Origin of the sequence: Ruegeria sp. HKCCD6604, from assembly GCF_013110635.1 — a bacterium.
Taxonomy (GTDB): Bacteria; Pseudomonadota; Alphaproteobacteria; order Rhodobacterales; family Rhodobacteraceae; genus Ruegeria.
In genome coordinates, this window is sequence record NZ_WVQW01000006.1 from 200,120 (window position 1) to 225,224 (window position 25,105).

Consider the following 25,105-nt stretch of genomic DNA (forward strand, 5'->3'; position numbering starts at 1 on the left):
AGTATTTGTGAAAAGATGAAGATCAGGCGATTTCGGTCAGTCGGGCTAGCGCCTCGTTCAGTTTCGCCTCTTCCTCTTCGCGGGCGGCGAGGTTGGCTTTGGCCTCTTCCACGACCTCTGCGGGGGCCGAGGCCACGAATTTCGGGTTGTTCAGACGGCCACGCAGGCCACCAAGTTCCTTGGCCAGCTTGCCCTTGGCCTTTTCCAGCCGTTCCTTTTCCGCGCCGATGTCGATGATATCCGCCAGCGGCAGGCCAAAGGACGCGCCGGGCGCCGCGATAGAGATGGTGCCCTTGGGCAGCGTGTCGGCCTTGGTCAGGCTGTCGATCCGGGCCAGTCGCTTGATCAGCGCCTCGTTCCGGTCCCAGGCGGCCTGGCCGTGGGCGTCGATCTTGGTCACCAGCATCGGCACGTACAAACCGGCCGGAACGCGCATCTGGGCGCGGGCCGAACGGGTGTTCTCGATCACCGAGATCACCCAGTTCATTTCGCGATCCGCGTCGGCATCGACCAGTTCGGCGGCGGCATAGGTCGGCCAGTCGGCATGCACCAACATCTTGGCGCGGGTGCCGGTCAGGCCCCACAGTTCCTCGGTAATGAATGGCATGATCGGGTGCAGCAGGACCAGGCACTGATCCAGAACCCAGCGCATGGTGGCGCGGGTTTCAGCCTGGGCCTCGGCGTCATCGCCTTGCAGCAGAGGTTTGGACAGTTCCACATACCAGTCACAGACCTTGCCCCAGACAAAGGCATAAAGCCCGTTCGCCGCGTCGTTGAAGCGGTAGCTGTCCAGCGCCGCGTCGACCTCTTCGCGCACCCGGGCGGTTTCGCCGATGATCCAGCGGTTCACGGCGGCCTTGGGTTTCAGATCGGCAACGTCCAGCTGCGGGACGGCATCGGTGAAAACCTCGTTCATCTCTGCAAAGCGGACGGCGTTCCAAAGCTTGGTGCCAAAGTTGCGATAACCGGTGATGCGTTCGCGGGACAGTTTCAGCACGCCGCCAATCGCCGCCATAGACGCGTTGGTAAAGCGCAGCGCGTCGGCGCCGAATTCGTCCACAATCTCCAGCGGGTCAATGACGTTGCCGGTGGTCTTGGACATTTTCTTGCCCTTCTCGTCGCGGACGAGCTGGTGCAGGTAAACGGTGTGGAATGGGATCTGATCGACCACGGCCAGCTGCATCATCATCATCCGGGCGACCCAGAAGAACAGGATGTCGAAACCGGTGATCAGAACGTCCGTGGGGAAGTAGCGCTGCAACTCCTCGGTCTGTTCGGGCCAGCCCAGCGTGCCGATGGGCCAGAGGCCGGAGGAGAACCAGGTATCCAGCACATCCGGGTCGCGCCAGACCGGGTAAACCAGCTTGGTCGGATCCTGTTCAACGGCGTACTGCGCCAGGCTTTCGGCGAACCGATGGATCGCCTCCTGCTTGTCGGCGACTTCGATCACGGTCGCGTGGCTAAGGGGGCTGGGAATGTCCGCATTGTCGTCAAGAAACTTTTCGGTAACGGCCTCGAAGCTCGCGGCACACTCCATGACATTGCCACGGTGCAGCATGCCGCCTTCGTTCAGCAAACGACCCAATTCAACCAGATCAAGGTCGCCATCATTCTCGTCGTCAATGAAGTCTTCTGCCGACAGGTCGAGACCATACCAAACCGGAATCTGATGCCCCCACCACAGTTGGCGGCTGATACACCAGGGCTCGATATTTTCCAGCCAGTGGTAATAGGTCTTCTCGCCCGACTCGGGGATGATCTTGACCGTGCCGTCCTTGACCGCGTCCAGCGCGGGGCCGACGACCTTGGCGGCATCGACGAACCACTGATCGGTGAACATCGGCTCGATCACCACCTTCGACCGGTCGCCGAAGGGCTGCATGATCGGTTTGCTTTCGACCAGCGGCACCAGCGTGTCGGCGCCTTCCTGATCCGGCTTCAAAGCGGTTGATCCCAGGCGCGGATCATCCGCGCGGGTCATCACGGCCAGACCATCAGCGGTGATCTCTTCCACCACCTTGGCCCGCGCTTCGAACCGGTCGAGGCCGCGCAGATGATCCGGCACCAGATTGATCGCGTCGATTTCGTTCTCGGTGAAGGCGCGGCCGCGCGCGTATTCCTGTGCCTTGCCTGCCTCTTCGGCATAAGGGGCCCCATCGGCCCGCATCGCGCCCTTGGTGTCCATCAGGCGGTACATCGGAATGCCGCCGCGCTTGGCGACCATGTTGTCGTTGAAGTCATGCGCGCCGGTGATCTTCACCGCGCCCGAGCCGAAATTCGGGTCGGGGTAGTCATCGGTGATGATCGGGATCTGGCGGCGATGCTCTTTCGGACCAACCGGGATTTCGCACAGCTTGCCGACGATCGGCGCATAGCGTTCGTCCGAGGGGTGCACCGCGACCGCGCCGTCGCCCAGCATGGTCTCGGGGCGGGTGGTGGCAATGGAAATATAATCACGCTCCTCGCGGAAGATCACATTCCCATCTTCATCTTTTTCCAAATACTCATATGTCTCACCGCCCGCCAAAGGGTATTTGAAGTGCCACATGTGGCCGGCGACCTCGATATTCTCGACCTCGAGGTCCGAAATCGCGGTTTCGAAATGCGGGTCCCAGTTGACCAGCCGCTTGCCGCGGTAGATCAGGCCCTTGTCGTACATGTCGACAAAAACCTTGATGACCGCGTCGTGGAAGTTGGGGCTGTTTTCATGGCCCGTGCGCGGGTCGCCCGCCGCGCCGGCCATGGTGAAGGCGTTGCGCGACCAGTCGCATGAAGAGCCGAGGCGTTTCAGCTGCTCGATGATGGTGCCGCCGTATTCACCCTTCCATTCCCAGACTTTCTCCAGAAACTTTTCGCGGCCCAATTCGTTGCGGCTAGGTTGTTGGGTGGCGGCCAGCATCTTTTCGACCTGCATCTGGGTTGCGATGCCGGCGTGGTCCTGGCCGGGCTGCCACAACGTGTCAAAGCCACGCATGCGGTGCCAGCGGATCAGGATGTCCTGTAGGGTGTTGTTGAACGCGTGGCCCACATGCAGCGCACCGGTCACGTTCGGCGGCGGGATCATGATGCAAAAGCTCTCGTCGCGCGATTTGTTCGCGCCTGCCTTGAAGGCTCCGGCCTGTTCCCAGGCCTTGTAGATCCGGGCCTCGGCCTCGGCCGCGTTGAATGTCTTTTCCATCGCCATGGGATGCGTCCTGCGTCAACAAATTCGGGTCAGCGCCTGCAATAGCGAATGCGCGCGGCAAGGGGAAGGCCTAGTGCGCCTAAGCCATGCCAAAGCGTGCTTTGAAATAGGCGTCAACGCGTTGATAGGCGGGAACATGAAAATCCAGCGTCAGCAGCGAATGATCCTTGCCGGGATATTCGACGGTATCCAACAGATTGCCGAACGCCTGTTCAAGCGCCCGCATCAGTTTCTTTGGTGCAAGCTTGTCTTCGGAATACCGCATCGCCAGACCGGGGCCTTTCGCGGCCATACCCGCAGAGGCCGCGCCGATGTCTTCAGCGCTCATATGCAGATGGCGGCCCCCGAGGATCGGCAGCGCAGGTTGGCTGGCTACTCCGCCCAGAACGGCGTCTTCGGCCATGAGGGTAAGGGCGAAACTACCGGTCAGGCACATGCCGATGACGCCCACACCGGCGCTGTTTTCGCGCTGCTTGATCTCACGGGTCAGGGCGCGCATCCATTCTGCAATGGGGCTCTGCCTGCCACGGGCGAAAATGTTGAACTCGCGCCGCACGCAGAACAACCGGGCCATGTTCTTAGCCATTTCAACCTTGCCATAGGTTCCAAACAAATGAGGCAGGTAGACGCGAAAGCCGGATGCATTGAGCTTGGCGGACAACGCCAGCGTTTCGGGCCCGATCCCGGGCAGTTCCTGAAGGATCAGGATCGGTGGGCCTTCGCCGCCGACATAAACGTCATGTGTGGTCGACTGCCCGCTGGTCATCGGGGCAGAGAAGGGAAAAACGGTATCATGCGTCCAGCTCATGGCCAAAGGCTAGCCGAACATCCTTTGCGCGCAAACGAATTTGGTGAACCCCGCTGGACATCGCCGGGTCGCGGGCTAGGCTCGCCCTGATATCGCGCAGGAGGGCCACCCATGGAAAAGTTCGGCAGAAGCCAGCCGGTGAAACGGACCGAGGATCAACGGTTCCTGACCGGGCAGGGGCGTTACATGGACGATGCGGTGCCCGGGAACGCTTTGTTTGCCGCATTCTTCCGCAGCCCGGTGGCGCATGGTGACATCACCTCTCTGGATGTCGAGGCCGCGCGGGCTGCCGACGGCGTTCGGCTGGTCATGACGCTAGACGATCTGGCCGCATCAGGCATCGACACGGTGCTGAATGCGGCGGTCTTGCAGAACCGGGATGGGTCCAGGGCCGCTGCGCCGGACCGGCACATACTGGCCAGGGATCGCGTGCGTTTCGTGGGCGAGCCGGTGGCAGTTGTCATTGCGGATACCCTGACGCAGGCGCAGGACGCGGTTGAATTGATCTGGATGGATACGCAAGAGCGCCCGGCCAAGTTGGACGTCGAGGCCGGGGGCGAGATCCTGCACGCGGAAGCGCCCGAGAACCGAGCTTTCGATTGGGGGTTGGGCGACGAAACCGCGACCCAGGCAGCCTTTCAGGCGGCCGCGCATACCGTGTCGCTGAACGTCACCGACAACAGGGTCATCATCAGTTCGCTGGAGCCGCGCGGATGTCAGGCGAACTGGTCCGAGGGGCGCCTGCATTTCTCCTACGGAGGTCAGGGCGTATGGGCGATGAAGGCCCAACTGGCACAAAAACTGAAACTGGATGCGGACGACATACGCGTCACGACCCCGGATGTGGGTGGTGGTTTCGGTATGAAAGTCATGCCGTACCCTGAATATTTCTGCGTCTCCGTGGCGGCGATGAAGCTGGGTCAGCCGGTGCACTGGATGTCCGACCGATCCGAGGCGATGCTGTCTGATCATCATGGCCGCGATCTGACCTCGCTGGCCGAGCTGGCCTTCGACGCCGATCACAAGATCACCGCCTATCGGGTCCACAGCAAGGTGAACCTTGGCGCATACAACAGCCACTTTGGTCAGGCGATCCAGACCAGCCTGTTCAGCAAAGTGCTGATGGGTGTCTATGACGTTCAGACCACCTATTTGCGGGTCGAAGGCTTCTATACGAACACGACGCAGGTGGATGCGTATCGCGGTGCGGGCCGCCCCGAGGCGATTTACGTGCTTGAACGCGCGATGGACCGCGCCGCGCGTGAACTGGGCGTTGACCCATGGGAACTGCGGCGCAGGAATTTCATCCGCCCCGCCGATTTCCCCTACACCACTTCCACCGGCGAAACGTATGATGTCGGCGATTTCGACATGGTTCTCACCCGCGCGGCCGACCAGACCACAGGGTTCGAGGCCCGCAAAGCTGCGGATGCCGAACGCGGTCTGATCCGGGGGCAGGGTCTCTGTTACTATATCGAAAGCATTTTGGGGGACCCTTCCGAAAACGCGAAGTTCGCGTTTTGCGAGGATGGAACGGTGAATCTTTACGTCGGCACACAATCGAACGGGCAGGGGCATGAGACGGTCTACGCCCAGTTCCTGTCAGATCAGACGGGTATCCCCATTGACAAGATCACCGTCATTCAGGGCGATACCGACCGGCTTGCCCATGGCGGCGGCACTGGCGGGTCTCGCTCGGTCACGGTGCAAAGCACCGCCACCCTGGCCACGATTGACAAGATGATCGCCGCATTCACGCCTTATCTTGCCGATAAGATGGGGGTCGAGGAAAACGATGTGAGTTTTGACCACGAGACATTCCGAGCGCCGGGCTCCAACCTGACGCCGACCCTGACCGAAGCCGCCGAGATGGCGCGTGCCGATGGTCGAACGGATCTGCTGCAACATGAGGCCCGCGCCAATCTGGATGCGCGCAGCTACCCGAACGGCGCGCATGTTGCCGAAGTCGTGATCGATTCTTGCACCGGCGAAACCTGGGTGGACCGCTACACGGTGGTTGACGATTTTGGCAATCTTATCAATCCGATGCTGGCCGAAGGGCAGGTACATGGCGGGGTGGTGCAGGGTATCGGCCAGGCCCTGACCGAACATGTCGTGCACGATGCACATGGGCAACTGCTCACGGCTTCGTTTATGGATTACGCCTTGCCCCGTGCAACCGACATACCCATGATTAAGTTCACCTCGGCGCCGGTTCCGTCAACCTCGAACCCGATGGGGATGAAAGGGTGTGGCGAGGCTGGCACCGTGGGCGCACTGGCCGCTGTCGCGAACGCGGTTCAGGATGCGCTCTGGGACCACGGGGTGCGGCAGGCGGACATGCCTTTCACACCTCACAAAGTATGGGAATTGCTGACGCATGAATCTGTCGCGGCTGAGTAGAAAGGTTCTGGGATGGCTCGGGCGCCCTTTGCGGTCCGAGCATTCCGCCGAGACGCGGCACCGCGAACCGATCAGCCATGTCATCATTCTTGATGGCACCATGTCCACTCTGGAACCGGGGTTTGAAACCCACGCCGGTCAGACATTTCGCCTGTGCTGCGAGATGGGCAGCAAGGTTTCGGTGTTCTACGAGGCAGGCGTGCAGTGGGAAAGCTGGAAGTCCTCGCTGGACGTGATGATGGGCCGGGGCATCAACCGTCAGATCCGTCGCGCCTATGGGTATTTGGCGTCCCGCTACAAGCCGGGCGACAAGATCTTTTTCATCGGTTATTCGCGCGGTGCCTATGGCGTGCGCAGTCTGGCCGGCGTGATCGACATGATCGGCCTGCTCAAGGCGGAACACGCCACTGAACGAAACATACGGCAAGCGTACCGCCACTATGAATGCAATCCAGACGGCATCGCCGCCAGCGATTTCCGCCGACGTTTCTGCCACGACGGGGTCGAGATCGAGATGATCGGCGCCTGGGACACGGTCAAGGCGCTGGGTTTGCGTCTGCCGCTGCTGTGGCGCAGGGCCGAGGAGAAGCACGCCTTTCACAACCATCAGCTGGGCCCGGTCACCCGCCACGGGTATCACGCTTTGGCGCTGGATGAGACGCGCGAAGTGTTCGAACCAGTTCTGTGGACCTGCACGCCCGAGTTCAAGGGCCATGTGGAGCAGGTCTGGTTCCGTGGAACCCATGGCGACATAGGTGGCCAATTGAACGGCTACGAAGAGGCGCGGCCGCTGAGCAACATTTCCCTGATCTGGATGCTGGACAAGGCGGAATTGCACGGTCTGACATTGCCCGACGGCTGGCGCGATCGGTTTCCCATTGACCCCCATGCGCCGTCGGTTGGCACATGGCGCAGCTGGGGCAAGATTTTCCTGCTGCGAAAGCACCGCAAGGTCGGGCAGGACCCTTCAGAACGCCTGCATGTTTCAGTTTCGCCGGACGAACTGCCCGGATGGGTCGCGATGCCAAATTTACCATCGCATCCGGCGCAGTAGTGGTCAGCTTGGGACGCAGACATTTCTGACTGACACAAGCATTGCATCCGGGCGCTCAACCAGATCGAAACGCCATCTTCCTGGAGACCAGTTATAGACCCGTTGCGCATCGGGGTGATCTACTATCATCAGGCCGTGAAAGTACCATTTTGACGTGGATTTGTATCCCGTCGCAGTCGTGTAGAATGAGAAGCCCCGTAAATCGCGTACTGCCTCGATTGGCGCGTTTTTCGAGTGTTCAGCGATGCAATAGGGCGCGCCGTCCGCAATGAAATGCGCTTGAACAAGGATCATCGGAACTGTCAACAACGACCAGAGCGCGGCGATTGTCCCGATTGAAATACCAATCTTCGCCACCAGAGAAGGCTGTGGCTGCCCGCCCGATCCCGACCAAATCAGAAAGCTTACGGCGACGGCTGTCGTCAGGGTGACACCGTGCAGAATCTGGGTGTCAGAACCAAGCGAGAGCACCATGCCAAATAACGTCAGAAACAAACCGGAAACGATTGAAAAAACGGCAATACATCTGGCGACGAGTCGTGGAATCGAAGGCAATCCCAGTAGCACAAGGCCACCAACGAATGCGGGAATGGCGGGCGCAAGCCATGAATACAAGTATGTGGCCTGAAAAAACAAAGGCGGGGTTTTTCCGCGCTCATTCGGCTCGAATATCGAAGGGTCAAACGGCTCGATGTATGCCGCGAAAATCAGCACGCTGTAGGCGCAGAACAGGATCTTGTATTTCATGGCGGGCTGAATGACCAAATCTCTTGGTTCAAAAAAATACTGCCCACTCATCTTGCGACGGGTGGGCAGCTGAGAAAGAAGATAATGTCACGCCGCTGATAGCAGCGTTCATAGCTGAATTCTACCGCCGACGATCCCTGCGCGAGCTCATCGGCTGGAAGGCCACGCCCACATGTGCCTCGCAATAGGGTTTGCCCGCCTCAACCGGAAGGCCGCAGAACCAGAAATCCTCGGTCGCGGGGTCGCCCACGGGCCACTTGCAGGTTTTCTCGGTCAATTCCATCAGAGTCAGCTTCTTGGCTTTCTTTTCAACCTCGTTGACCTTGGCCAGCGCCTCGGGGCTGATCTCGTTGGCCGATGGCTGTGGTGGCAGCGGCTGACCGGCGGGGATGATCTGACGGCGGGCCGGAACGACCGGTTTCGCCTCGGCGGTCGGGGCCGGGGCCGGACGCGCCGGTTCGGTCTTGGGTGCAGGTTTGGGCTTGGCCTCGGCCTTGGGGGCGGGCGCCGGTTTTTCTTTCGGTTCCGCCTTGGCCGGGGATGCGCCTGCCGTCCGGTTCGACAGGCCCAGGCGGTGCACCTTACCGATCACCGCATTGCGGGTCACGCCACCCAGTTCCTTGGCAATCTGGCTGGCCGACTGGCCTTCGCCCCACATCTTCTTCAGCAGTTCTACACGCTCGTCTGTCCAGGACATCGTTAGCCTTTCAAAAGCGGAAAGCGGCCCCGGATTCGGGCCGCCTTGGGAATTCGTCTCAGCCCCCTATTCTAAACACTGCTGCCCGAGTTACAAGCTGTCTTCGAATCAGGTTGAGGGCAAATCATGCAAAATCCCGCAGATCAGACCGCGCGTCGCTTCGGAGCAGTCAACTGGATGGGCCTGTACACGCTGGCGCAGCGCGAAACCCTGCGTTTTCTGGCCGTCTGGACGCAGACGGTTCTGGCACCTCTGGTTACGGCGGGGCTGTTCCTGTTGATCTTCACCATCGCCATCGGACCCAGCCGGCCCGATGTCATGGGTGTGCCGTTTGTGATGTTTCTGGCGCCGGGGATCATGATGATGACGGTGATACAGAATGCCTTTGCCAACACCTCGTCCTCGATGGTGATCGCCAAGGTGCAGGGCAATATCGTTGATACCCTGATGCCACCGCTGTCACCGCTCGAGATTCTGCTGGGCTATCTCGCGGGTGGCATTGCCCGAGGCGTGATGATCGCACTGGTGATCTCGATTGCGTTCTTGGTCTTGCTCTCCATTGCGCCTCAGCACCCCCTGATCGCGCTTACCTTTGTTGTTCTGGGTGGGGCATTCATGGGCGCGTTGGGCCTGTTTGCCGGTATCTTCGCCAACAAGTTCGACCAGATGGCAGCAATCACCAACTTTATCGTCACGCCGCTGGCCTTCCTGTCGGGTACGTTCTACTCGGTCGAGGCGCTGCCGCCCGTGCTGAACCGCCTGACCCACCTGAACCCGGTGTTCTATCTGATCGATGGTTTGCGCTATGGAATGATCGGAGTGTCCGACAGCTCTCCGTGGCTGGGGATGGCGGTCTGTACGTTTGCGACACTCGTGATCGGAGCCATCACCTGGCTGATGCTGCGCACCGGATATCGCCTCAAGGCTTAGCGCGGCCCGGCCATCGCGGCCGGTTGCAAGGGCCGGGATACAGACCCACCCGTTCCCGCCGTGCGGGGCAGGCTCTCAGGCGCGGCGCCGCACCGCCTCTCGCCAGACCAGGATCAGCCCGCCGGCCAGGATGGTCGCAGATCCGACCAGACTGATCCAGTCGGGGATCACATCAAAGACCGCAAAGTCGTAAAGGGCGGCAAAGATCAGCGTGGCATAGCTGATAGGGGCCACAAAGGATGCATCCGCCCGCGCCATGCCGTTGACGAAACAGGCCTGCGCGCAGGCCATCAGAACGCCGATCCCCACCAATGCCGCCCACTGCTGTGGGGTCGGCATCTGAAAGACGAAGCCGACGGCCAAAGTGGCGATCAGCAAACCCATCGCGTTGTTGATCAGCAGGATCTGCATCGGTGGCTCGCGCCCGGACAGCTTTTTGATGAAAATCAGCTCCATCCCGATCAGAGCAGCCGCCGCCAGCGCCAGAAGGGCGGCGGGCTGAAAGCTGGCGGGGGTCGGGCGCAGCAGGATCATCGCGCCCGTCAAGGCGACAGCCGCCGCCAGCCAGCGCCATGGGCCGACCCGTTCGTGCAGCAGCGGAATGGCCAGCACCATACCAAAGACAGGGTTCAGAAAGGATATGGCCGTCGCATCCGCCATCGGAATGAAGGCAACCGATGCGAACATCAATGTCACCCCCGCCCAGCCAAAACTGGTCCGCCCGACGTGAAGCCCCCAATGGGGCCGCACCAACCGGGGCCGCAAAGTTGCAACAGCCAGCAAAATCGCAAGCAGGGCAAACAGAAACCGCCCGTGACTGATCTGCATGGCGTGCAAGGGCGGGCCCAACGCATCCGTCCCCAGCGCCTTGGCCAGCAGCGTCGTCGCCGCGATAAAGGCGGTGGCGACAAAAATCAGCGCAGCGGCAAGCGGTGGATTGTGGTGCTTGGGTTCGAACATGGCCAAGCGGTGCGCGGTTGCACAGGCTTTGGCAAGGGCAAAATTCGATCCTTGCAAAATACCGGCTTCCCAACCTGCGCAAGCATCGCTATACGGTCGGCCATGATCAAACATGTGCATATCCAACTGCTCCGACGCCGACGCATCTCTGCGTAACCGGCCTGTTTGATCTCGTGTGCCCGGCAAATCGGCACAGACCTCACCAAAATTGTTGACGAACAGGGCCTTCGTGTATCACTCACGAGGCTCATACTACCTGAAAAGGATGATCCCATGATCCCGTCCGTTCTGCCGACCTATAACCGTGCGCCCCTGACCTTCGTAAAGGGCGAAGGCGCCTGGCTGACCGAGGCGGATGGCCGACGTTTCCTGGACCTCGGCGCAGGGATCGCCGTGAACGCACTGGGCCATGCCCATCCGGCATTGGTCGCCGCGCTGACTGACCAGGCCCATGCGCTGTGGCATGTCTCGAACCTGTACAACATCCCTCAGCAACAGGCCTTGGCTGACAAGCTGGTGGAACACAGTTTTGCCGATACGGTTTTCTTCACGAACTCCGGCACGGAATCCTGCGAACTGGCCGTGAAAATGGCCCGCAAGTATTTCTATGACAAAGATCAGCCCGAGCGGGTCGAGATCATCACTTTCGACGGTTCCTTCCACGGCCGGTCGTCAGCCGGCATCGCTGCTGCCGGGTCCGAGAAAATGACCAAGGGCTTCGGCCCTCTGCTGCCGGGTTTCGTGCATGTGGCATTCGGAGACCTCGACGGCGTGACCGACGCCATCACCGACAAGACCGCCGCGATCCTGATCGAGCCCATCCAAGGCGAGGGCGGTATTCGCCCCGTCCCCGACGCCGAACTCAAGGCACTGCGTCAGATCTGCGACGACAACGGGCTGCTGCTGATCCTTGATGAAGTCCAGTGCGGCGTCGGCCGGACAGGCAAGCTCTTTGCCCATGAATGGGCTGGGATCACCCCTGATATCATGATGGTCGCCAAGGGCATCGGCGGGGGTTTCCCGCTGGGGGCCGTGCTGGCGACCGAGGACGCGGCATCCGGCATGACCGCAGGCACCCACGGTTCGACCTATGGCGGCAACCCGCTGGGCTGCGCGGTGGGCTGCGCGGTGATCGATCATGTGGCAACACCCGCCTTTTTGGAAAGCGTCAACCGCAAGGCGGGCCTGCTGCGCCAAAAGCTCGAAGCCCTGAACGCCGATCACCCTGAGGTGTTCGAAGAGGTGCGCGGATCGGGCCTGATGCTCGGCCTCAAGTGCAAGCCTGCCAATATCGACGTGGTCAATGCAGGTTATGACAACCTCGTCATCACCGTTCCCGCCGCCGACAACGTGATCCGCCTGCTGCCGCCCCTCACGCTGACCGAGGACGATATCGCTCAGGCCATTATCCGCCTCGACAAGGCCGCCCGGCAGATCGAGACCCAGCTCCAAACCGCCTGATTTTCATCTTTTCCCAAATACCCCGGGGGTCCGGGGGCAGCGCCACCGGCAACCGACAGCCAGGAAACGAACCGACATGAACCATTTTCTTGATATCCACAAAACCGATTCCACCGATCTGCGGGCCATGATCGATCAGGCGGGCGTGATGAAACAGGCGCGTTTGGGTCGCCCCAAGGCCGCCCCTGACGACGAACAGCCGCTGAAAGATCGCATGGTGGCGCTGATCTTCGAAAAGCCTTCGACGCGGACGCGCGTGTCTTTCGATGTGGGCGTGCGCCAGATGGGCGGGCAGACCATGGTGCTCTCCGGCAAGGACATGCAGCTGGGTCACGGCGAAACCATCGCCGACACCGCCCGCGTGCTGTCGCGCTATGTCGACATGATCATGATCCGCACCTTTGATGAAACCATCCTGACCGAAATGGCCGAATACTCGGACGTGCCGGTGATCAACGGCCTGACCGACCGCACCCATCCCTGCCAGATCATGGCCGACGTTCTGACATTCGAGGAACATCGCGGCCCCATCGCTGGCAAAAAGGTGGTCTGGACCGGCGATGGCAACAACGTTTGTGCTTCCTTCCTGCACGCCGCCGGTCAATTCGGATTCGATCTAACCTTCACCGGACCGGCTCAGCTTGACCCGGAAGAGGAGTTCATGGGGTTTGCCCGTCAAAAAGGTTCGAAAATCGTGATCGAAAGGGATCCGCACAAAGCGGTGGAAGGCGCGGACCTCGTCGTCGCGGATACCTGGGTTTCGATGCATGATTCCCAGTCGGCCAAAGAGCGCCGCCACAACATGCTGCGCCCATATCAGGTCAATGCTGAACTCATGTCGCATGCCAAACCGGATGCGCTGTTCATGCATTGCCTGCCGGCCCACCGCGAGGAAGAAGCGACCTCCGAGGTCATGGATGGACCGAACTCGGTCATTTTTGATGAAGCCGAAAACCGTCTGCATGCACAAAAGGCGGTGATGCGCTGGTGCCTGGGCGTCTAAGGGCGTCGACGGATATCCCAAACTTTCAATTTGGCGAGCGTACTTGCGCTCGCCAAGAGGACCAGTGCGCAAAGCGCTGTTTTGGTCACGATTTCCATCGTGCCTTCGATTAGCATGGCGTGAACAAGGCTGCCGACAATCGTCACCCCGGCCAGTGCGGTGTGGCTCAGCCGCCAAAGACGAAAGCGCTGGCGCAGACGTTTGCGGAAGACCCCTAACAGGGCCGCCCCGAAAGCGGCCCACATGGCAATGACACCCCAGGCCGAGAACGGCGTTGGCGATACGAACAACAACGCATCCACCACATCCGGCGGGCTGGTAAGCCACAACCCCGCGACATGGACCACAATCGCCAGCACCAGGGTCAGGCCGATCCAGCGGTGAATGTGGCGGCTCATCACTGCGGATAGGCCCGGAAGGTATCTTCCGGCCAGAAGCGGTTGCAGAAACAGCAGACCCAAGCTCAGAATTCCGGCAAACCCGCCGAGGATATAGGCTGGATCGCGCCAGGCAAGATACGGGCTGCCCGCTGCAGCGATCAGAGGAATCGCAAGGGCGGCGATCAGGGTCGCCCAAATGACACCGGTTCGGATCACCGGGATCAGAGCGGTTGCAACACGAAATGCGCAGCCAGTGTCTTGTCTTTGGAACTGGACATCACAGGCCGCAGGAACACGGTTTCGAACGCGCCGCTGTCATAGGCCAGATGCCCGTGCGGTTGACCGAATGCAGGAACGATCTGCGGCATTTCCAGGCGGAATTCACCCTTTTCATCCGTCAAGGTCGCCCCATGGCTTTGCGGGTCACGCTCGTGCCCTTCTGTGGTATGGGCCCAGATCTGAATGCGCTGGCCGGGCAGGGGTGCGCCATCGCCTGCCCTTCGTACGGTGCCTGTCATCCAGAACCCGCCGCCACCGATCCGGTCCACGATCGGCGCGCCGGGGCGATAGTTGTTTGATCCGCCCCGCATTGAAGGCGTCGGCGCAATCCCGGCTGCGCGAACAGGCACCAAAAGCCCTGTGGCGCCGGTCGCCAAAACGGCAACACCTTGGGTGATCAGGGAACGACGGGACAGCAACGCATCTGTCATCGAGAAACCTCCAATACGCGATCCAATCTTGTCAGTCTGCGGCTTCCATCTGAAACATAGCATGTTTCTTTCAAAATCCGAGGCCGTGCGCGGTAGGATCCCCGTGCCTTCACGGTTCTGTGAGTGATTCCGGGTTGTCGAAACGAATCTCTTTGACCTCTGGCGGTGCGTGGTGCGATGCTCTGGGCCACCGAACCACATCGGGATGATCATTCCATGACGACAGCAGATCTGGTTACACAGGAAGACATTGCCGCCTTCCAACGCGATGGTGCTGTTGTTCTGCGGTCGAAATTCTCATCCGACTGGTTGTCATTGCTGCGCGCAGGTATCGACGCCGACCTTGACACGCCGACCGATAATTTCACCCGTCATACCAAGGATCCGAACGCCCCGGGCTATTACGAAGACTACTGGGCCTGGAACAAAATCCCGCAATTCAACGAATTTGTTCACAAGTCCCCATGCGCACCACTTGCTGCCGGGTTGCTGGGGGCGCCATCCATCAACCTTGTCATGGACAACTGGTTCCTGCGCGAGGCCGGCTCGACCTCGCGCCCGCCCTTCCATCAGGACCTGTCTTACTTCGACTTCGAAGGCACGATGTGCGTCCTTTGGCTGCCGCTGGAACCCGTGACCAAGGAAAACGGCATCGCATTCGTGAAAGGCTCACACCTATGGGACAAGCTGTTCATGCGGGTGCGGTTTGCCGATGGACATCCCAGCTATGAGCCCACCGAAGTCGCCGGGCTGACCTATCACCCGCCACCCGATGTCAATTCCGACCCCGGCGCGTATGAGCTGCTGCAATGGGATCTGGAGCTTGGGGATTGTATCTTTTTCGACATGCGAACGCTGCATGGCGGGCTGTCCTCGACCACGCCGTCGGAAACGGTGCGGCGCTTCACCCTTCGCATGACGGCACCTGATGGTGTCATCCGGTATCGCGGCGACTGGGCCAAGGACGAGCGCGCGCAGTTCGAGGCGGCAGGCTATGGCGAGGGGGATCGGATTGACGGGCCGTTTTTCCCGCAACTCTGGCCGCGTTGATTGGAACGGCGCCGCACTCAATCTGTGCGATTGTGCACTTTATGGGCTGCTTTGCGTGGCTATTTCTTACCTGAGTGAACGCGGGTGGCCTGACCATCTGCAACGAAGGGAGAGCTGAAATGAGTTGGAACCCGACACACAATCCGGACTGCATCTCGGAGAATCCGGCGCTGGACACATTAATCATCCCGCGTGCCCGTGACTTGGGAGGGTTCGAAGTGCGCCGCGCGTTGCCTTCGGTAAAACGACAGTTGGTGGGCCCGTTCATCTTTTTCGATCAAATGGGCCCCGTTGAATTCATCACCGAAGGCGGCATCGACGTGCGGCCCCACCCCCATATCGGACTGGGCACGGTCACCTATCTGTACCAGGGCGAATTCGAGCACCGCGACAGCCTTGGCACACATCAGATGATCTATCCCGGCGAGGTCAACTGGATGGTTGCAGGGCGTGGTGTCACCCATTCCGAGCGCACCAGTGACGAAACACGCGGCAGGAAACACAGCCTGTTCGGCATTCAGACCTGGATCGCCTTGCCCGAAGCGCATGAGGATATGGCCCCGGATTTCGAACATCACAAACAGGCCGCGTTGCCGCATATTCAGGATTCAGGCGTCAGCGCCCGGTTGATCCTGGGTTCAGCCTATGGTGAGACCAGCCCGGTCACGATGCTGTCCGAAACCTTCTATCTCGACGTGCAATTGGAACCCGGCGCGTCTTTCCCTCTGCCTGATGACCACGAAGATCGCGGTGTCTATGTTACGCAAGGTTCGGTCGAAATCGCGGGCGACAGGTTTGACGAGGGCCGCATGATGGTGTTCCGGCCCGGGGACAAGCTGTCTGTCAAGGCCGGTGCGCTGGGCGCGCGGCTGATGCTGCTGGGCGGAGCGACCCTGAATGAAGACCGCTACATCTGGTGGAATTTCGTTTCGTCTTCGAAGGAAAAGATCGAAACCGCAACCCGTGAGTGGAAAAGCGCCGATTGGGCCAATGGTGCATTTCAACTGCCTCCGGGTGACGATCAGGAATTTATCCCTATTTCCAAAGAGCTTGAGCGCACCAAACCCCGGCTGGCCCGCTAGCGCGTGACGTCGGGGGCAAGCGGGCTTGTGTCACGGGACGTTTGCGGTGATCCTTTTCGGGTGTACCGGAGGGGGTATCATGAAACTTGTCCTTGCAGGCGCGGGCAGCATCGGCTGTTACTGTGGTGCTTTGCTGGCCCGGTCGGGGCACTCCGTGACCTTGCTGGGCCGCGCCCGTGTGCTGGACCCGATCCGAGAGCACGGGCTGAAGGTCACTGACTTTGATGGCCTTGACGTCACGATTCCGACCGGGGGCCTGACGCTCAGCGAAGATCCGGCCTGTCTGGATCAGGCCGAACTGGTCATCGTCACCGTCAAATCGGGTGCAACCGCAGACATGGCCGAGCAAATTGAGCGCTTTGCGCGGCAGGATGCCCCGATCCTGTCCTGGCAAAACGGTATCGAAGCTGCCGCAACATTGCGCAATGCCCTTCCCGGGCGCGACATACGCGCCGGAATGGTTCCGTTCAACGTGGTGCCGACTGCCCCCGCCACCTATCATCGGGCCACGTCCGGAGAGATCGTCATCCAAAGCGGCGCTGGTGATCTGGCCGCGCAGCTGAGCAGCGCAGACCTTCCCGTCATATCCAGCGACCAGATCGAAGCCGTGCAATGGGGCAAGCTGGTGATCAACCTGAACAATGCGCTCAATGCCTTGTCTGGCCTCACGCTGGTGGATCAGCTGATGAACCGCGACTGGCGCAATCTCATGGCGGATCAGATGTCCGAGGCGCTGACCGTCCTCAAGGCGGCGGGTCATCCCGTGGCCTCGACCACACCGCTTCCGGCATGGATGACCCCGCATATTCTGCGGCTGCCGACACCGCTGTTTACCCGCATCGCGGCCCGGATGCTGACAATCGACCCGAGCGCGCGAACGTCCATGGCCTATGACCTCATGGCCGAGCGGCAAACGGAAATTGACAGCCTGCAAGGTCACATCATCCGGATGGGTCACGAAACCGGAGTGCCGACACCCATCTGCACGCAGGTGTCCGACCTGATCAAACATGCACCCGATCACCCGTTGTCGCCGGAACAGATCAGGCTCTGACGTCAACCCTCAGGCGAACGCGGTCAGCACCCAGTAAATGACGGCCGACATGGTTGCGGCGGCGGGCACGGTGACAATCCACGCGGCCACGATGGTCATGAAATGCGACCGCCGTACCAGCTTGCGACGGCGGTATTCTTCCGGGGCAAGGTGTTGTGCTGTGCGTTGAAGCTTTCCCCGCTTGCGCCGGCGCTCGGAATCCCACTCGCGGTAGAAGCCGACGCCAAAGACGGCACCAACGGCGATATGGGTCGAACTGACCGGCAGGCCAAGCCAGCTGGCCAGAATCACGGTGATCGCCGCCGACAGGGCGACGCAAAAGGCGCGTATCGGGTTCAGCTTGGTGATCTGGCGGCCCACCATCCGGATGAGCCTGGGGCCGAACAGAAACAGACCGAAGGAAATCCCGAACGCTCCGATGATCATCACCCAAAGCGGGATTGGAACTTTCGCGGCGAACTCTCCGAACTCGACCGCGTGGACAATCGCGGCCAGTGGGCCGACCGCATTGGCCACGTCATTTGCGCCGTGGGCAAAGCTCAGGAACGTGGCCGAGATCACAAGCGGCAGGCCAAACAGCGTTTTCAGCGACCGGGTCCGGTTCTCCATCCCTTCGGATCTGCGTTTGACCCACGGGACGGTCACGGACCAGGTCAGCAGCCCCACGCCCAACCCGATCAACAGGGCCATCTTGGGATCGATATGCACGATCCGTTGCAGGCCTTTGACGGACAGGTATGTGGCAAAGGCCCCCGCCATCACCGCCAAAAGGATAGGTACCCATTTTCGCGCGGCGGCAATCTTGTCGTCCTGATTCTGGATTTTCGACTTGATCAGCGCCAGAAAAGCCGCGGCAACCGCCCCCCCGAGCATCGGCGAAATCACCCAGCTGGCTGCAATTGCACTCATCGTGCCCCAGCTCACCGCGCTCAGGCCCGCTGCTGCAATGCCTGCACCCATTACCCCGCCCACGACTGAATGCGTTGTGGACACAGGGGCGCCGATCCAGGTCGCCAGGTTGACCCACATGGCCGAAGATATCAGCGCCGCCATCATGGCCCAGATGAACACCTCGCTGTTTTGCACCGAGGCGGGGTCGACAATCCCCTTTGAGATGGTCGAGACCACGTCACCCCCCGCAAGCAACGCACCAGCGCTTTCGGCAATGGCGGCAATCACGATGGCGCCGCCCATGGTCAGCACATTCGCACCGACCGCTGGGCCCATGTTGTTGGCCACGTCATTGGCACCGACATTGATCGCCATATAGGCCCCGAACGCGGCCGCCGCGACCACGACATGGCTGCCATCCGCCCGACCGAACAGGACCGCCGCCGTCAGCCCGGCAAGCGCCATGAAGGCCAGTGCGACCCCCGGTGCCAGCAGGTGGCGCGCGACATGGATGTTGGCGGTTTCGACCCGCGAAATTCGGTGCAGGTCGCTGTCCAACGTTTGCCAGCGTGGTTTCGGATTCGTGTCAGACATGAACTTGGTCAGATAGTGAAGGATCGTGCGCCACTAACGGTATCCGGCTGCTCAGGCAAGCTGGGTGCCATCGAAATGTTGCGAATTCCTTACAGTCTGCGCAACAAGGCCTGAAGCTCGGGCTCTTGCACCAGGGTGGCAGCTTCAGCCGGCGCAAACCAGCCGCGCTCGCGCTGATCGGCCTCGGGAAAGTCATCGGCCAGCGCACGCACCGATATCCTGTAGACATTGGTCAATACCGGTTGCGCCGATCCGTCTTTGAGGATCTTGTCGTAGGTGAATTGGCCGATGGGTTCATCGTGAACCGCATCCGCGCGCACCCCGGCCTCTTCCCAGGCCTCCTGAAGGGCTGTTTCCGCGCCACTCAAACCATCGATGGGCCAGCCTTTCGGGATGATCCAGCGTTTGGTGTCACGGCTGGTGATCAGCAAGACCTGGTCCTGCCCGTCATAAGTGCGGGTGCACAACGCCGCAAACTGCACCCGTCGGGGGCGCAGGAACAGCGGTCGTCCTACCTCTTCCCAGATATTTTGCAGCCATGCATTCATCAGCTATTTTGTTAGTCTACTCTATGCCTTCAAAGTTGATACGACTTAACAACGGAAATGGTGAGTTTCAATTAAACCTTCCAGTTTTGGCCGGGTTTGGCCGATTTTTGAGGGTTTTCTGGGTTGTTTTGTGGATTATGGGCAAGGCTCGGGCTTTGCTGACGGCTCTAGTCACGTCTGCGTTTTGCCCTCAGCGTGGGATCAGCCTGGGTCGGGTCTTCGGGCCAGGGGTGTTTGGGGTATTGCGCCCTCATGTCCTTGCGTACATCCGCGTAAGAGCCCGCCCAGAAACCGGGCAGGTCACGCGTTATTTGGATCGGGCGCTGCGCCGGTGACAGCAGAGTGATCTTCAAAGGCTGGCCGCCGATCGCCGGGTGTTGGGTCACGCCAAACACTTCCTGCAAACGGACCGAGATTTCCGGCACGGCCGCGCTGTAATCAATTGGCACCTTGCGCCCCAGCGGCGTTTCAAATGACCCCGGAGCGTGCCGGTCCAGTTCCTGCGTCTGCGCCCAGTCCAGCCGCGCGCGCAGGGCGGGCAAAAGGTCGAATTTCTTCCAGTCTTCAGCGCTTTTGACCCCTGACAGCATGGGCAGCAACCAGTCCTCCATGTCGGCCATCAGGCCTGCGACCGAAAAATCGGGCAGATCGACGCCATCGGCGCGCACCAGTTCGACACGGGCGGCCAGGCGCGCGACGGCACCCTCCAGCCGCAGGCCAAGATCGCGTATCCCATCCAGCATCGCGCGGGCCACGGCGTCGTCCGGGACGTCCTTCCATATGCGGTCGTCCAACGTGATCGCGCCGAACCGCTCTTGCCGCCGCGACACGACCCGCCGCTCGCGCTTGGACCAGGCGCACGTCTCGACCCAGCCGATCTGATCCGCGAACAGATCGCGGATGTCGCGTTCCGAAATCTGGGTGGCCATCCGGACCTTCGCCTCGCGCGGGTTGCCATCCGTGTCGATGACGACCAGAAACGGAGCGCTAGCCAGTGAATCCGCACTGTCCAGAACAACGCCTTTCCCCCCTGACAGCACATAGCGCGGCGCGTCACCCTTGCGCCGCTGCCCGATGCGGTCAGGATAGGCCAGCGCAGCCATGGCGGCGGGGCTCAGATCGACCGAGTCGCCCTTGACCTGTTTCCGCAGACGTCTGGTCTCGGCATTGATCCGATCCACTGCGCCCATGTTGACCTGCCAGACCCTGTTGCGCTGAAAAGCCCGGGGGTCGCGCAGCGCCTCTTGCCGCAGGGTGATATCCACCGGCGCACCGCGAAGGGGGTCACGCTCGGCCATCAACGCTGCCAACGGGGCGGCGTTCGGACCGGCCCGCACAAGCATGTGCCCCAACCGGGGATGCAAGGGCAGTGCCGCCAGGGCGCGCCCATGATCGGTGATCCGCCAATTGGTATCAAGTGCGCCCAGCATTGTCAGCAAAGCCCGCGCCTCGGCCATCGTCCCCTCGGGAGGTGGAGTCAGAAAGGCAAGATCGGCCGCGTCAGCGCCCCACAGGGACAGCTCCAGCGCCAGCCCGGTCAGGTCCGCCGCTTCGATCTCGGCGGGCGGGTAGGCGGCCAGGGCACCGTCTTCCCCCTTCGACCAGAGTCGGTAACACACCCCTTCGGCCACCCGTCCGGCCCGGCCCGCGCGCTGTGTGGCCTCGGCCCGGGTCACCCGTTCGGTCACCAGCCGGGACATGCCCGATCCCGGATCGAACCGAGCCCGCCGGGCCTGTCCCATATCCACCACGACCTTGATGTCGGGGATCGTCAGCGAGGTTTCGGCAATCGACGTCGCCAGCACGACTTTGCGCCCATGTTCCACCGGGGCAATCGCGGCACGCTGGGCTGCAAAGGGCATGGCTCCGAATAACGGGCGCACCACGCAACTGTCGGGCAACCGTCTGTTCAAAAGGCTTTCGGCGCGTCGGATTTCGCCCTCTCCCGGCAGGAAAACCAGAATTCCGCCGCCGGATTTTCGCGTCTCACGCTCGGCTTGCACCACCAGATCGATCAACGCATCCAACCGTCGCGCTTGCGGCCCCAATGGCCGATCCAGCCAGCGCGTCTCAACCGGAAAGCTGCGCCCGTCCGATGTGACCAGAGGGGCCGCCATCAACGCGCCGACGGGATCCGCATCCAGCGTGGCTGACATGGCCAGCAGGATCAGATCGTCCCGCAATGCGTCGGTCACCTCGAGGCACAAGGCCAGCCCCAGATCGGCGTTCAGAGATCGTTCGTGGAATTCATCGAAAATCACCGCGCCAATTCCCGGCAGATCCGGGTTGGATTGCAGCATCCGGGTCAGGATGCCCTCGGTCACCACCTCGATCCGGGTGTCTTTCGACACTTTCGCCTCGCCACGTACACGGTAGCCCACGGTCTGTCCCGCGCGCTCTCCCAACGTCTCGGCCATCCGCTCGGCCGCGGCCCGGGCCGCCAGCCGCCGGGGTTCCAGCATCACGATCCTGCCATCGCACAGACCCGCCTCGAGCATTGCCAGGGGAACCCGCGTGGTCTTGCCCGCCCCCGGTGGGGCCTGCAATACCGCGCGACCCTGCGCGCGCAATCTGTCCAGCAGTTCGGGAATGGCGTCGTCGATGGGCAGGCGTATCGTCATCCGGCTCTTATCCGCGATCATGCTGGTGTCGTCCAGTTCTCTCGCCGGCGCGTTCTGGTGACACCGGGGCTGCAGGTCCAACCCTGAACGGCCAAGCGACGCACGAATTGACGCAGCTTTCGCTTTGATCGTATTTCCGGCGACCTGCGGTCTGGACAAACGCCCCCCGAGCGCGGCAACTATTCCTGCCTCTAGGATCGGGACAAGAATGCAGACAGACAGCCTCAGCGACAGGATTTTGAAGGGCGAGCGCCGGGCGCTGGCCCGCGCGATCACACTGGTGGAAAGCAATCGTGCCGATCATCGTGCACAGGCCAGCGAGCTGTTGGCCCAGCTCGCGGGATCGGGGCGTCAGGCGCTCCGGATCGGTTTGTCGGGTACGCCCGGGGTGGGCAAGTCCACCTTCATCGAAAGCTTTGGCATGATACTGACGGGGCAGGGGCTGCGTGTCGCGGTTCTGGCAGTCGATCCCAGCTCTGCCCGTTCAGGGGGCTCGATTCTGGGGGACAAAACCCGGATGGAACGCCTGAGCCGCGAGAAGAACGCCTTTATCCGCCCCTCCCCCAGCCAGAGCCATCTCGGCGGCGTTGCCCGACGGACCCGCGAGGCCATCGCCCTGTGCGAGGCCGCAGGCTATGACGTGGTGCTGATTGAAACCGTGGGCGTCGGGCAGTCCGAAACGGTGGTATCCGAATTGTCGGACCTGTTTCTGTTGCTGTTGGCCCCGGCGGGTGGGGACGAATTGCAGGGTGTCAAACGTGGCATCATGGAGATGGCCGATATCATCCTGATCAACAAGGCGGATGGCGACCTGAAGGCCACGGCGACCCGGACATGCGCAGACTATGCCGGTGCGTTGCGATTGCTGCGCAAGCGCCCGCAGGATCCTGAAGGTTTCCCCAAGGCAATGACCGTTTCAGCGGTCGAAGAACAGGGGCTGGAACAAGCCTGGGACGAGATGCAATCCCTGACTCGGTGGCGCCGCGACAACGGTATCTGGGAAGCCAACCGGGCCGCCCAGGCGCGATACTGGTTCGATCAGGAAGTCCGCCATGCCCTTCTGGCCCGGCTCGACACGCCGCAGGCCAAGGCCGAGATGGAACGCCTGAACGCCGAAGTCTCGGCCGGGCGTCTGAACCCGGCCCGCGCGGCCGAGGAACTGCTTGGCACGCTGAGCTGACGGGGTGAAAGGGGGCAAGGTTTCAAAGGCGGGCGCAAAATGAAAGAATTCGTTCGGTCCGTCTTGACCCTTCCTGCGATTCCCACTACACGCATCCAACCAGTTTTCGGGCGCGACTTCGGGTTGTGCCCCTTGTGATTTGGCCGAGGGCTTTGTGCCCGGCCTCCAGAAACAAAGGAAGAAACCATGTCGCGCCGTTGCGAACTGACCGGAAAAGGCCCGATGACTGGCAACAATGTCAGCCATGCCAAAAACAGAACTCGTCGTCGTTTCCTGCCGAACCTGAATGACGTTACCCTGCAGTCCGAGACCCTGGGCCGGGGCGTGAAGCTGCGCATCTCGGCAGCCGCTCTGCGTTCGGTTGACCACCGCGGTGGTCTGGACGCATTCCTGGCCAAAGCCAAGGATGAAGAACTGTCGGCGAACGCACTGAAAGTGAAGAAGGAAATCGCCAAGGCGCAAGCCACGGCCTAAGCCTTTTCGCTTATTGATTTTCAGGCCCTGCACCTCTGAGGTGCAGGGCTTTTTCGTTTTGAGCCGCCCGCTGCAGCCCGACACTGTTTTCAATTTCGAAATTATTTTCCGCTATTGGTGAATTGCTTCACATACGGAATGCCGAATCTGACCTATCGTCACTGTCATTCATCAGGCGGGGGCCTCACTATGACGTTAAAAAGTTTCTACCTTTTCCTGTTTCTGGCCGCGGTTTTTCGCAAAGCAATTTCGGCTTGTACGCGGATGCAGCGCAGGGTGAATCGTTCCCACACCAGCTTCAATACAAGCAAGGTGAAAAGACCGGGAATTGATTACTGACACCAGCTTCAAGCGCGACCCTTTGGCGCTTGAAGCTACTCTGCCGAGTGACCTATACCCGGGTCAGGATGAGACCAGCCATAACACGATTCCTGCCTTATGTTCTGTCCCTGCTTTTGGTTCTGACCGGGCAGGGCCTTGCCGTGTCCCGCGGCATGGACAGGGCCGTGGGTCAGATGGTGTTGTGCACAGGCACCGGTCCGGTCGTTGTCTATATGGACGAAGACGGACAGCCCACCGCGCCACCGCATTACTGCCCGGATTTCGCACTGTCCCTGATGGGCGCGGTCGCCGTTGCCCAGCCGCCCATGCCTATGGCGCCAGAGCGGGCGCAGATAGCGCCGCTGCGACATCTGGTCAATCAAATCGCCTTGCCGGTCCCCGGCACCCCGGCGCGCGCGCCGCCTGTACGTGTTTGAAGACACTACTTTTTCAAACCTACAGTACAGGAGAGGCACGATGTCCCTCAAAACTACTCTGTTTGCAACCCTGGCCGCCTTGACCCTGGCCATGCCCGCTTTTGCTGAAGGCACTATCAAAGTTGATGACGCCTATGCCCGGTCGTCGGGAAAGACCGCCAAGGCAGGCGCCGCGTTCATGATGATCCAGAATCTGGGCGATGCGGACGACCGTCTGGTCGGCGTGACGTCGGATGCCGCTGCCCGGGTTGAACTGCACACCCACAAAGTCGACGACAATGGCGTGGCCAAGATGGTGCATGTCGAGGAAGGCTTTGCCATTCCGGCAGGTGAAACCCACATGCTGAAACGTGGCGGCGACCACGTGATGTTCATGGGGCTGACCGAACCGTTCGAGCAGGACGCCATGGTTCCGGTGACGCTGATCTTTGAAAAGGCTGGCGAGGTTGAGATCGAAATCCCGGTCGATCTGGAGCGTCAGGACATGGGCGGACACGGATCTCATTCGAACTAGGG

At 61.0% G+C, this 25,105-nt stretch carries 22 protein-coding genes; 12 read left to right on the top strand and 10 right to left on the bottom strand.

Annotation, left to right across the window (positions count from 1 at the left end; translation table 11 throughout):
- Positions 1–22: 22 nt before the first annotated feature.
- Entirely contained in the window at positions 23–3,184 is a 3,162-nt protein-coding gene (locus GS614_RS15325) for a valine--tRNA ligase (RefSeq protein WP_171726719.1), read from the bottom strand.
- A 79-nt stretch (positions 3,185–3,263) separates the two neighbouring features.
- Positions 3,264–3,992, bottom strand: coding sequence for a dienelactone hydrolase family protein (locus GS614_RS15330; RefSeq protein ID WP_171726721.1), 729 nt, complete (start codon positions 3,990–3,992; stop codon positions 3,264–3,266).
- 111 nt (positions 3,993–4,103) lie between these two features.
- On the opposite strand from GS614_RS15330, the gene GS614_RS15335 reads away from it, so the two are divergent.
- Both GS614_RS15335 and GS614_RS15340 read left to right on the top strand, forming a co-directional pair.
- On the top strand, positions 4,104–6,395 hold the full coding sequence (locus GS614_RS15335) for a xanthine dehydrogenase family protein molybdopterin-binding subunit (RefSeq protein ID WP_171726722.1): 2,292 nt from the start codon (positions 4,104–4,106) through the stop codon (positions 6,393–6,395).
- Entirely contained in the window at positions 6,373–7,449 is a 1,077-nt protein-coding gene (locus GS614_RS15340; protein WP_171726723.1) for a DUF2235 domain-containing protein, read from the top strand. Before GS614_RS15335 ends, GS614_RS15340 begins: the two co-directional genes overlap by 23 nt.
- Positions 7,450–7,452: 3 nt before the next feature.
- Here the strand turns inward: GS614_RS15340 and GS614_RS15345 are convergent, their stop codons facing one another.
- On the bottom strand, positions 7,453–8,196 hold the full coding sequence (locus tag GS614_RS15345; protein WP_171363730.1) for a hypothetical protein: 744 nt from the start codon (positions 8,194–8,196) through the stop codon (positions 7,453–7,455).
- Between the two features lie 121 nt (positions 8,197–8,317).
- On the bottom strand, positions 8,318–8,893 hold the full coding sequence (locus tag GS614_RS15350) for a GcrA family cell cycle regulator (RefSeq protein WP_152457300.1): 576 nt from the start codon (positions 8,891–8,893) through the stop codon (positions 8,318–8,320).
- Between the two features lie 126 nt (positions 8,894–9,019).
- On the opposite strand from GS614_RS15350, the gene GS614_RS15355 reads away from it, so the two are divergent.
- Positions 9,020–9,823, top strand: coding sequence for an ABC transporter permease (locus GS614_RS15355; protein WP_171170768.1), 804 nt, complete (start codon positions 9,020–9,022; stop codon positions 9,821–9,823).
- 75 nt (positions 9,824–9,898) lie between these two features.
- Here the strand turns inward: GS614_RS15355 and GS614_RS15360 are convergent, their stop codons facing one another.
- Complete coding sequence (locus tag GS614_RS15360) at positions 9,899–10,783, bottom strand: DMT family transporter (protein WP_171726724.1); 885 nt, start codon at positions 10,781–10,783, stop codon at positions 9,899–9,901.
- A gap of 273 nt (positions 10,784–11,056) precedes the next feature.
- Between GS614_RS15360 and GS614_RS15365 the strand changes: the two genes are divergently transcribed.
- Together GS614_RS15365 and argF are read left to right on the top strand one after the other, a co-directional pair.
- Positions 11,057–12,244 (top strand): aspartate aminotransferase family protein, encoded by a 1,188-nt coding sequence (locus tag GS614_RS15365; protein ID WP_171726725.1) that lies wholly within the window; start codon positions 11,057–11,059, stop codon positions 12,242–12,244.
- 76 nt (positions 12,245–12,320) lie between these two features.
- The gene (argF, locus tag GS614_RS15370; protein ID WP_152457303.1) at positions 12,321–13,247 is read left to right on the top strand and encodes an ornithine carbamoyltransferase; all 927 of its coding nucleotides are present in this window, start codon (positions 12,321–12,323) and stop codon (positions 13,245–13,247) included.
- Here argF and GS614_RS15375 read toward each other — a convergent pair.
- Entirely contained in the window at positions 13,244–13,840 is a 597-nt protein-coding gene (locus tag GS614_RS15375; RefSeq protein WP_371809407.1) for a ferric reductase-like transmembrane domain-containing protein, read from the bottom strand. The two genes, argF and GS614_RS15375, sit on opposite strands and share 4 nt — an antisense overlap.
- Before the next feature lie 8 nt (positions 13,841–13,848).
- Positions 13,849–14,337 (bottom strand): twin-arginine translocation pathway signal, encoded by a 489-nt coding sequence (locus GS614_RS15380; protein ID WP_171726726.1) that lies wholly within the window; start codon positions 14,335–14,337, stop codon positions 13,849–13,851.
- Positions 14,338–14,553: 216 nt separating this feature from the next.
- On the opposite strand from GS614_RS15380, the gene GS614_RS15385 reads away from it, so the two are divergent.
- From GS614_RS15385 to GS614_RS15395, 3 genes are all read left to right on the top strand, one after another.
- Entirely contained in the window at positions 14,554–15,387 is an 834-nt protein-coding gene (locus GS614_RS15385; RefSeq protein WP_171117609.1) for a phytanoyl-CoA dioxygenase family protein, read from the top strand.
- Between the two features lie 119 nt (positions 15,388–15,506).
- The gene (locus tag GS614_RS15390; RefSeq protein WP_171726727.1) at positions 15,507–16,469 is read left to right on the top strand and encodes a pirin family protein; all 963 of its coding nucleotides are present in this window, start codon (positions 15,507–15,509) and stop codon (positions 16,467–16,469) included.
- Positions 16,470–16,548: 79 nt separating this feature from the next.
- A complete protein-coding gene (locus GS614_RS15395; RefSeq protein ID WP_171205675.1) occupies positions 16,549–17,523 on the top strand; it encodes a 2-dehydropantoate 2-reductase in 975 nt (324 codons plus the stop codon).
- 9 nt (positions 17,524–17,532) lie between these two features.
- Here GS614_RS15395 and GS614_RS15400 read toward each other — a convergent pair whose 3' ends face one another.
- The 3 genes from GS614_RS15400 to hrpB form a co-directional block, all read right to left on the bottom strand.
- Positions 17,533–19,008, bottom strand: a complete 1,476-nt coding sequence (locus tag GS614_RS15400; protein ID WP_171232542.1) for an inorganic phosphate transporter — start codon at positions 19,006–19,008, stop codon at positions 17,533–17,535.
- An 89-nt stretch (positions 19,009–19,097) separates the two neighbouring features.
- Positions 19,098–19,556, bottom strand: a complete 459-nt coding sequence (locus tag GS614_RS15405) for an NUDIX hydrolase (protein WP_152457326.1) — start codon at positions 19,554–19,556, stop codon at positions 19,098–19,100.
- 167 nt (positions 19,557–19,723) lie between these two features.
- Positions 19,724–22,198 carry an ATP-dependent helicase HrpB gene (gene hrpB / locus GS614_RS15410; RefSeq protein WP_371809404.1) on the bottom strand — a complete coding sequence of 825 codons (2,475 nt, stop codon included), beginning with the start codon at positions 22,196–22,198 and terminating at the stop codon, positions 19,724–19,726.
- Positions 22,199–22,385: 187 nt separating this feature from the next.
- On the opposite strand from hrpB, the gene meaB reads away from it, so the two are divergent.
- From meaB to GS614_RS15430, 4 genes are all read left to right on the top strand, one after another.
- The gene (meaB, locus tag GS614_RS15415) at positions 22,386–23,357 is read left to right on the top strand and encodes a methylmalonyl Co-A mutase-associated GTPase MeaB (RefSeq protein WP_171726729.1); all 972 of its coding nucleotides are present in this window, start codon (positions 22,386–22,388) and stop codon (positions 23,355–23,357) included.
- 186 nt (positions 23,358–23,543) lie between these two features.
- The gene (gene rpmB, locus GS614_RS15420) at positions 23,544–23,831 is read left to right on the top strand and encodes a 50S ribosomal protein L28 (protein WP_050603240.1); all 288 of its coding nucleotides are present in this window, start codon (positions 23,544–23,546) and stop codon (positions 23,829–23,831) included.
- Between the two features lie 407 nt (positions 23,832–24,238).
- A complete protein-coding gene (locus GS614_RS15425; protein ID WP_171726730.1) occupies positions 24,239–24,589 on the top strand; it encodes a hypothetical protein in 351 nt (116 codons plus the stop codon).
- Positions 24,590–24,629: 40 nt separating this feature from the next.
- Positions 24,630–25,103 carry a copper chaperone PCu(A)C gene (locus GS614_RS15430; RefSeq protein WP_171117622.1) on the top strand — a complete coding sequence of 158 codons (474 nt, stop codon included), beginning with the start codon at positions 24,630–24,632 and terminating at the stop codon, positions 25,101–25,103.
- The last annotated feature ends 2 nt before the right edge of the window (positions 25,104–25,105 follow it).

Bases quoted from the DNA above. Each gene is read 5' to 3' on its own strand.
- GS614_RS15405 (WP_152457326.1), bottom strand. From the start codon at position 19,556: ATGAATGCATGGCTGCAAAATATCTGGGAAGAGGTAGGACGACCGCTG.
- GS614_RS15335 (WP_171726722.1), top strand. From the start codon at position 4,104: ATGGAAAAGTTCGGCAGAAGCCAGCCGGTGAAACGGACCGAGGATCAA.
- GS614_RS15400 (WP_171232542.1), bottom strand. From the start codon at position 19,008: ATGTCTGACACGAATCCGAAACCACGCTGGCAAACGTTGGACAGCGAC.
- GS614_RS15395 (WP_171205675.1), top strand. From the start codon at position 16,549: ATGAAACTTGTCCTTGCAGGCGCGGGCAGCATCGGCTGTTACTGTGGT.
- GS614_RS15385 (WP_171117609.1), top strand. From the start codon at position 14,554: ATGACGACAGCAGATCTGGTTACACAGGAAGACATTGCCGCCTTCCAA.
- GS614_RS15430 (WP_171117622.1), top strand. From the start codon at position 24,630: ATGTCCCTCAAAACTACTCTGTTTGCAACCCTGGCCGCCTTGACCCTG.
- GS614_RS15345 (WP_171363730.1), bottom strand. From the start codon at position 8,196: ATGAAATACAAGATCCTGTTCTGCGCCTACAGCGTGCTGATTTTCGCG.
- GS614_RS15340 (WP_171726723.1), top strand. From the start codon at position 6,373: ATGAATCTGTCGCGGCTGAGTAGAAAGGTTCTGGGATGGCTCGGGCGC.
- rpmB (WP_050603240.1), top strand. From the start codon at position 23,544: ATGTCGCGCCGTTGCGAACTGACCGGAAAAGGCCCGATGACTGGCAAC.
- meaB (WP_171726729.1), top strand. From the start codon at position 22,386: ATGCAGACAGACAGCCTCAGCGACAGGATTTTGAAGGGCGAGCGCCGG.
- GS614_RS15425 (WP_171726730.1), top strand. From the start codon at position 24,239: ATGAGACCAGCCATAACACGATTCCTGCCTTATGTTCTGTCCCTGCTT.
- GS614_RS15325 (WP_171726719.1), bottom strand. From the start codon at position 3,184: ATGGCGATGGAAAAGACATTCAACGCGGCCGAGGCCGAGGCCCGGATC.
- GS614_RS15330 (WP_171726721.1), bottom strand. From the start codon at position 3,992: ATGAGCTGGACGCATGATACCGTTTTTCCCTTCTCTGCCCCGATGACC.
- argF (WP_152457303.1), top strand. From the start codon at position 12,321: ATGAACCATTTTCTTGATATCCACAAAACCGATTCCACCGATCTGCGG.
- GS614_RS15350 (WP_152457300.1), bottom strand. From the start codon at position 8,893: ATGTCCTGGACAGACGAGCGTGTAGAACTGCTGAAGAAGATGTGGGGC.
- GS614_RS15355 (WP_171170768.1), top strand. From the start codon at position 9,020: ATGCAAAATCCCGCAGATCAGACCGCGCGTCGCTTCGGAGCAGTCAAC.
- GS614_RS15390 (WP_171726727.1), top strand. From the start codon at position 15,507: ATGAGTTGGAACCCGACACACAATCCGGACTGCATCTCGGAGAATCCG.
- GS614_RS15360 (WP_171726724.1), bottom strand. From the start codon at position 10,783: ATGTTCGAACCCAAGCACCACAATCCACCGCTTGCCGCTGCGCTGATT.
- GS614_RS15380 (WP_171726726.1), bottom strand. From the start codon at position 14,337: ATGACAGATGCGTTGCTGTCCCGTCGTTCCCTGATCACCCAAGGTGTT.
- GS614_RS15365 (WP_171726725.1), top strand. From the start codon at position 11,057: ATGATCCCGTCCGTTCTGCCGACCTATAACCGTGCGCCCCTGACCTTC.
- hrpB (WP_371809404.1), bottom strand. From the start codon at position 22,198: ATGATCGCGGATAAGAGCCGGATGACGATACGCCTGCCCATCGACGAC.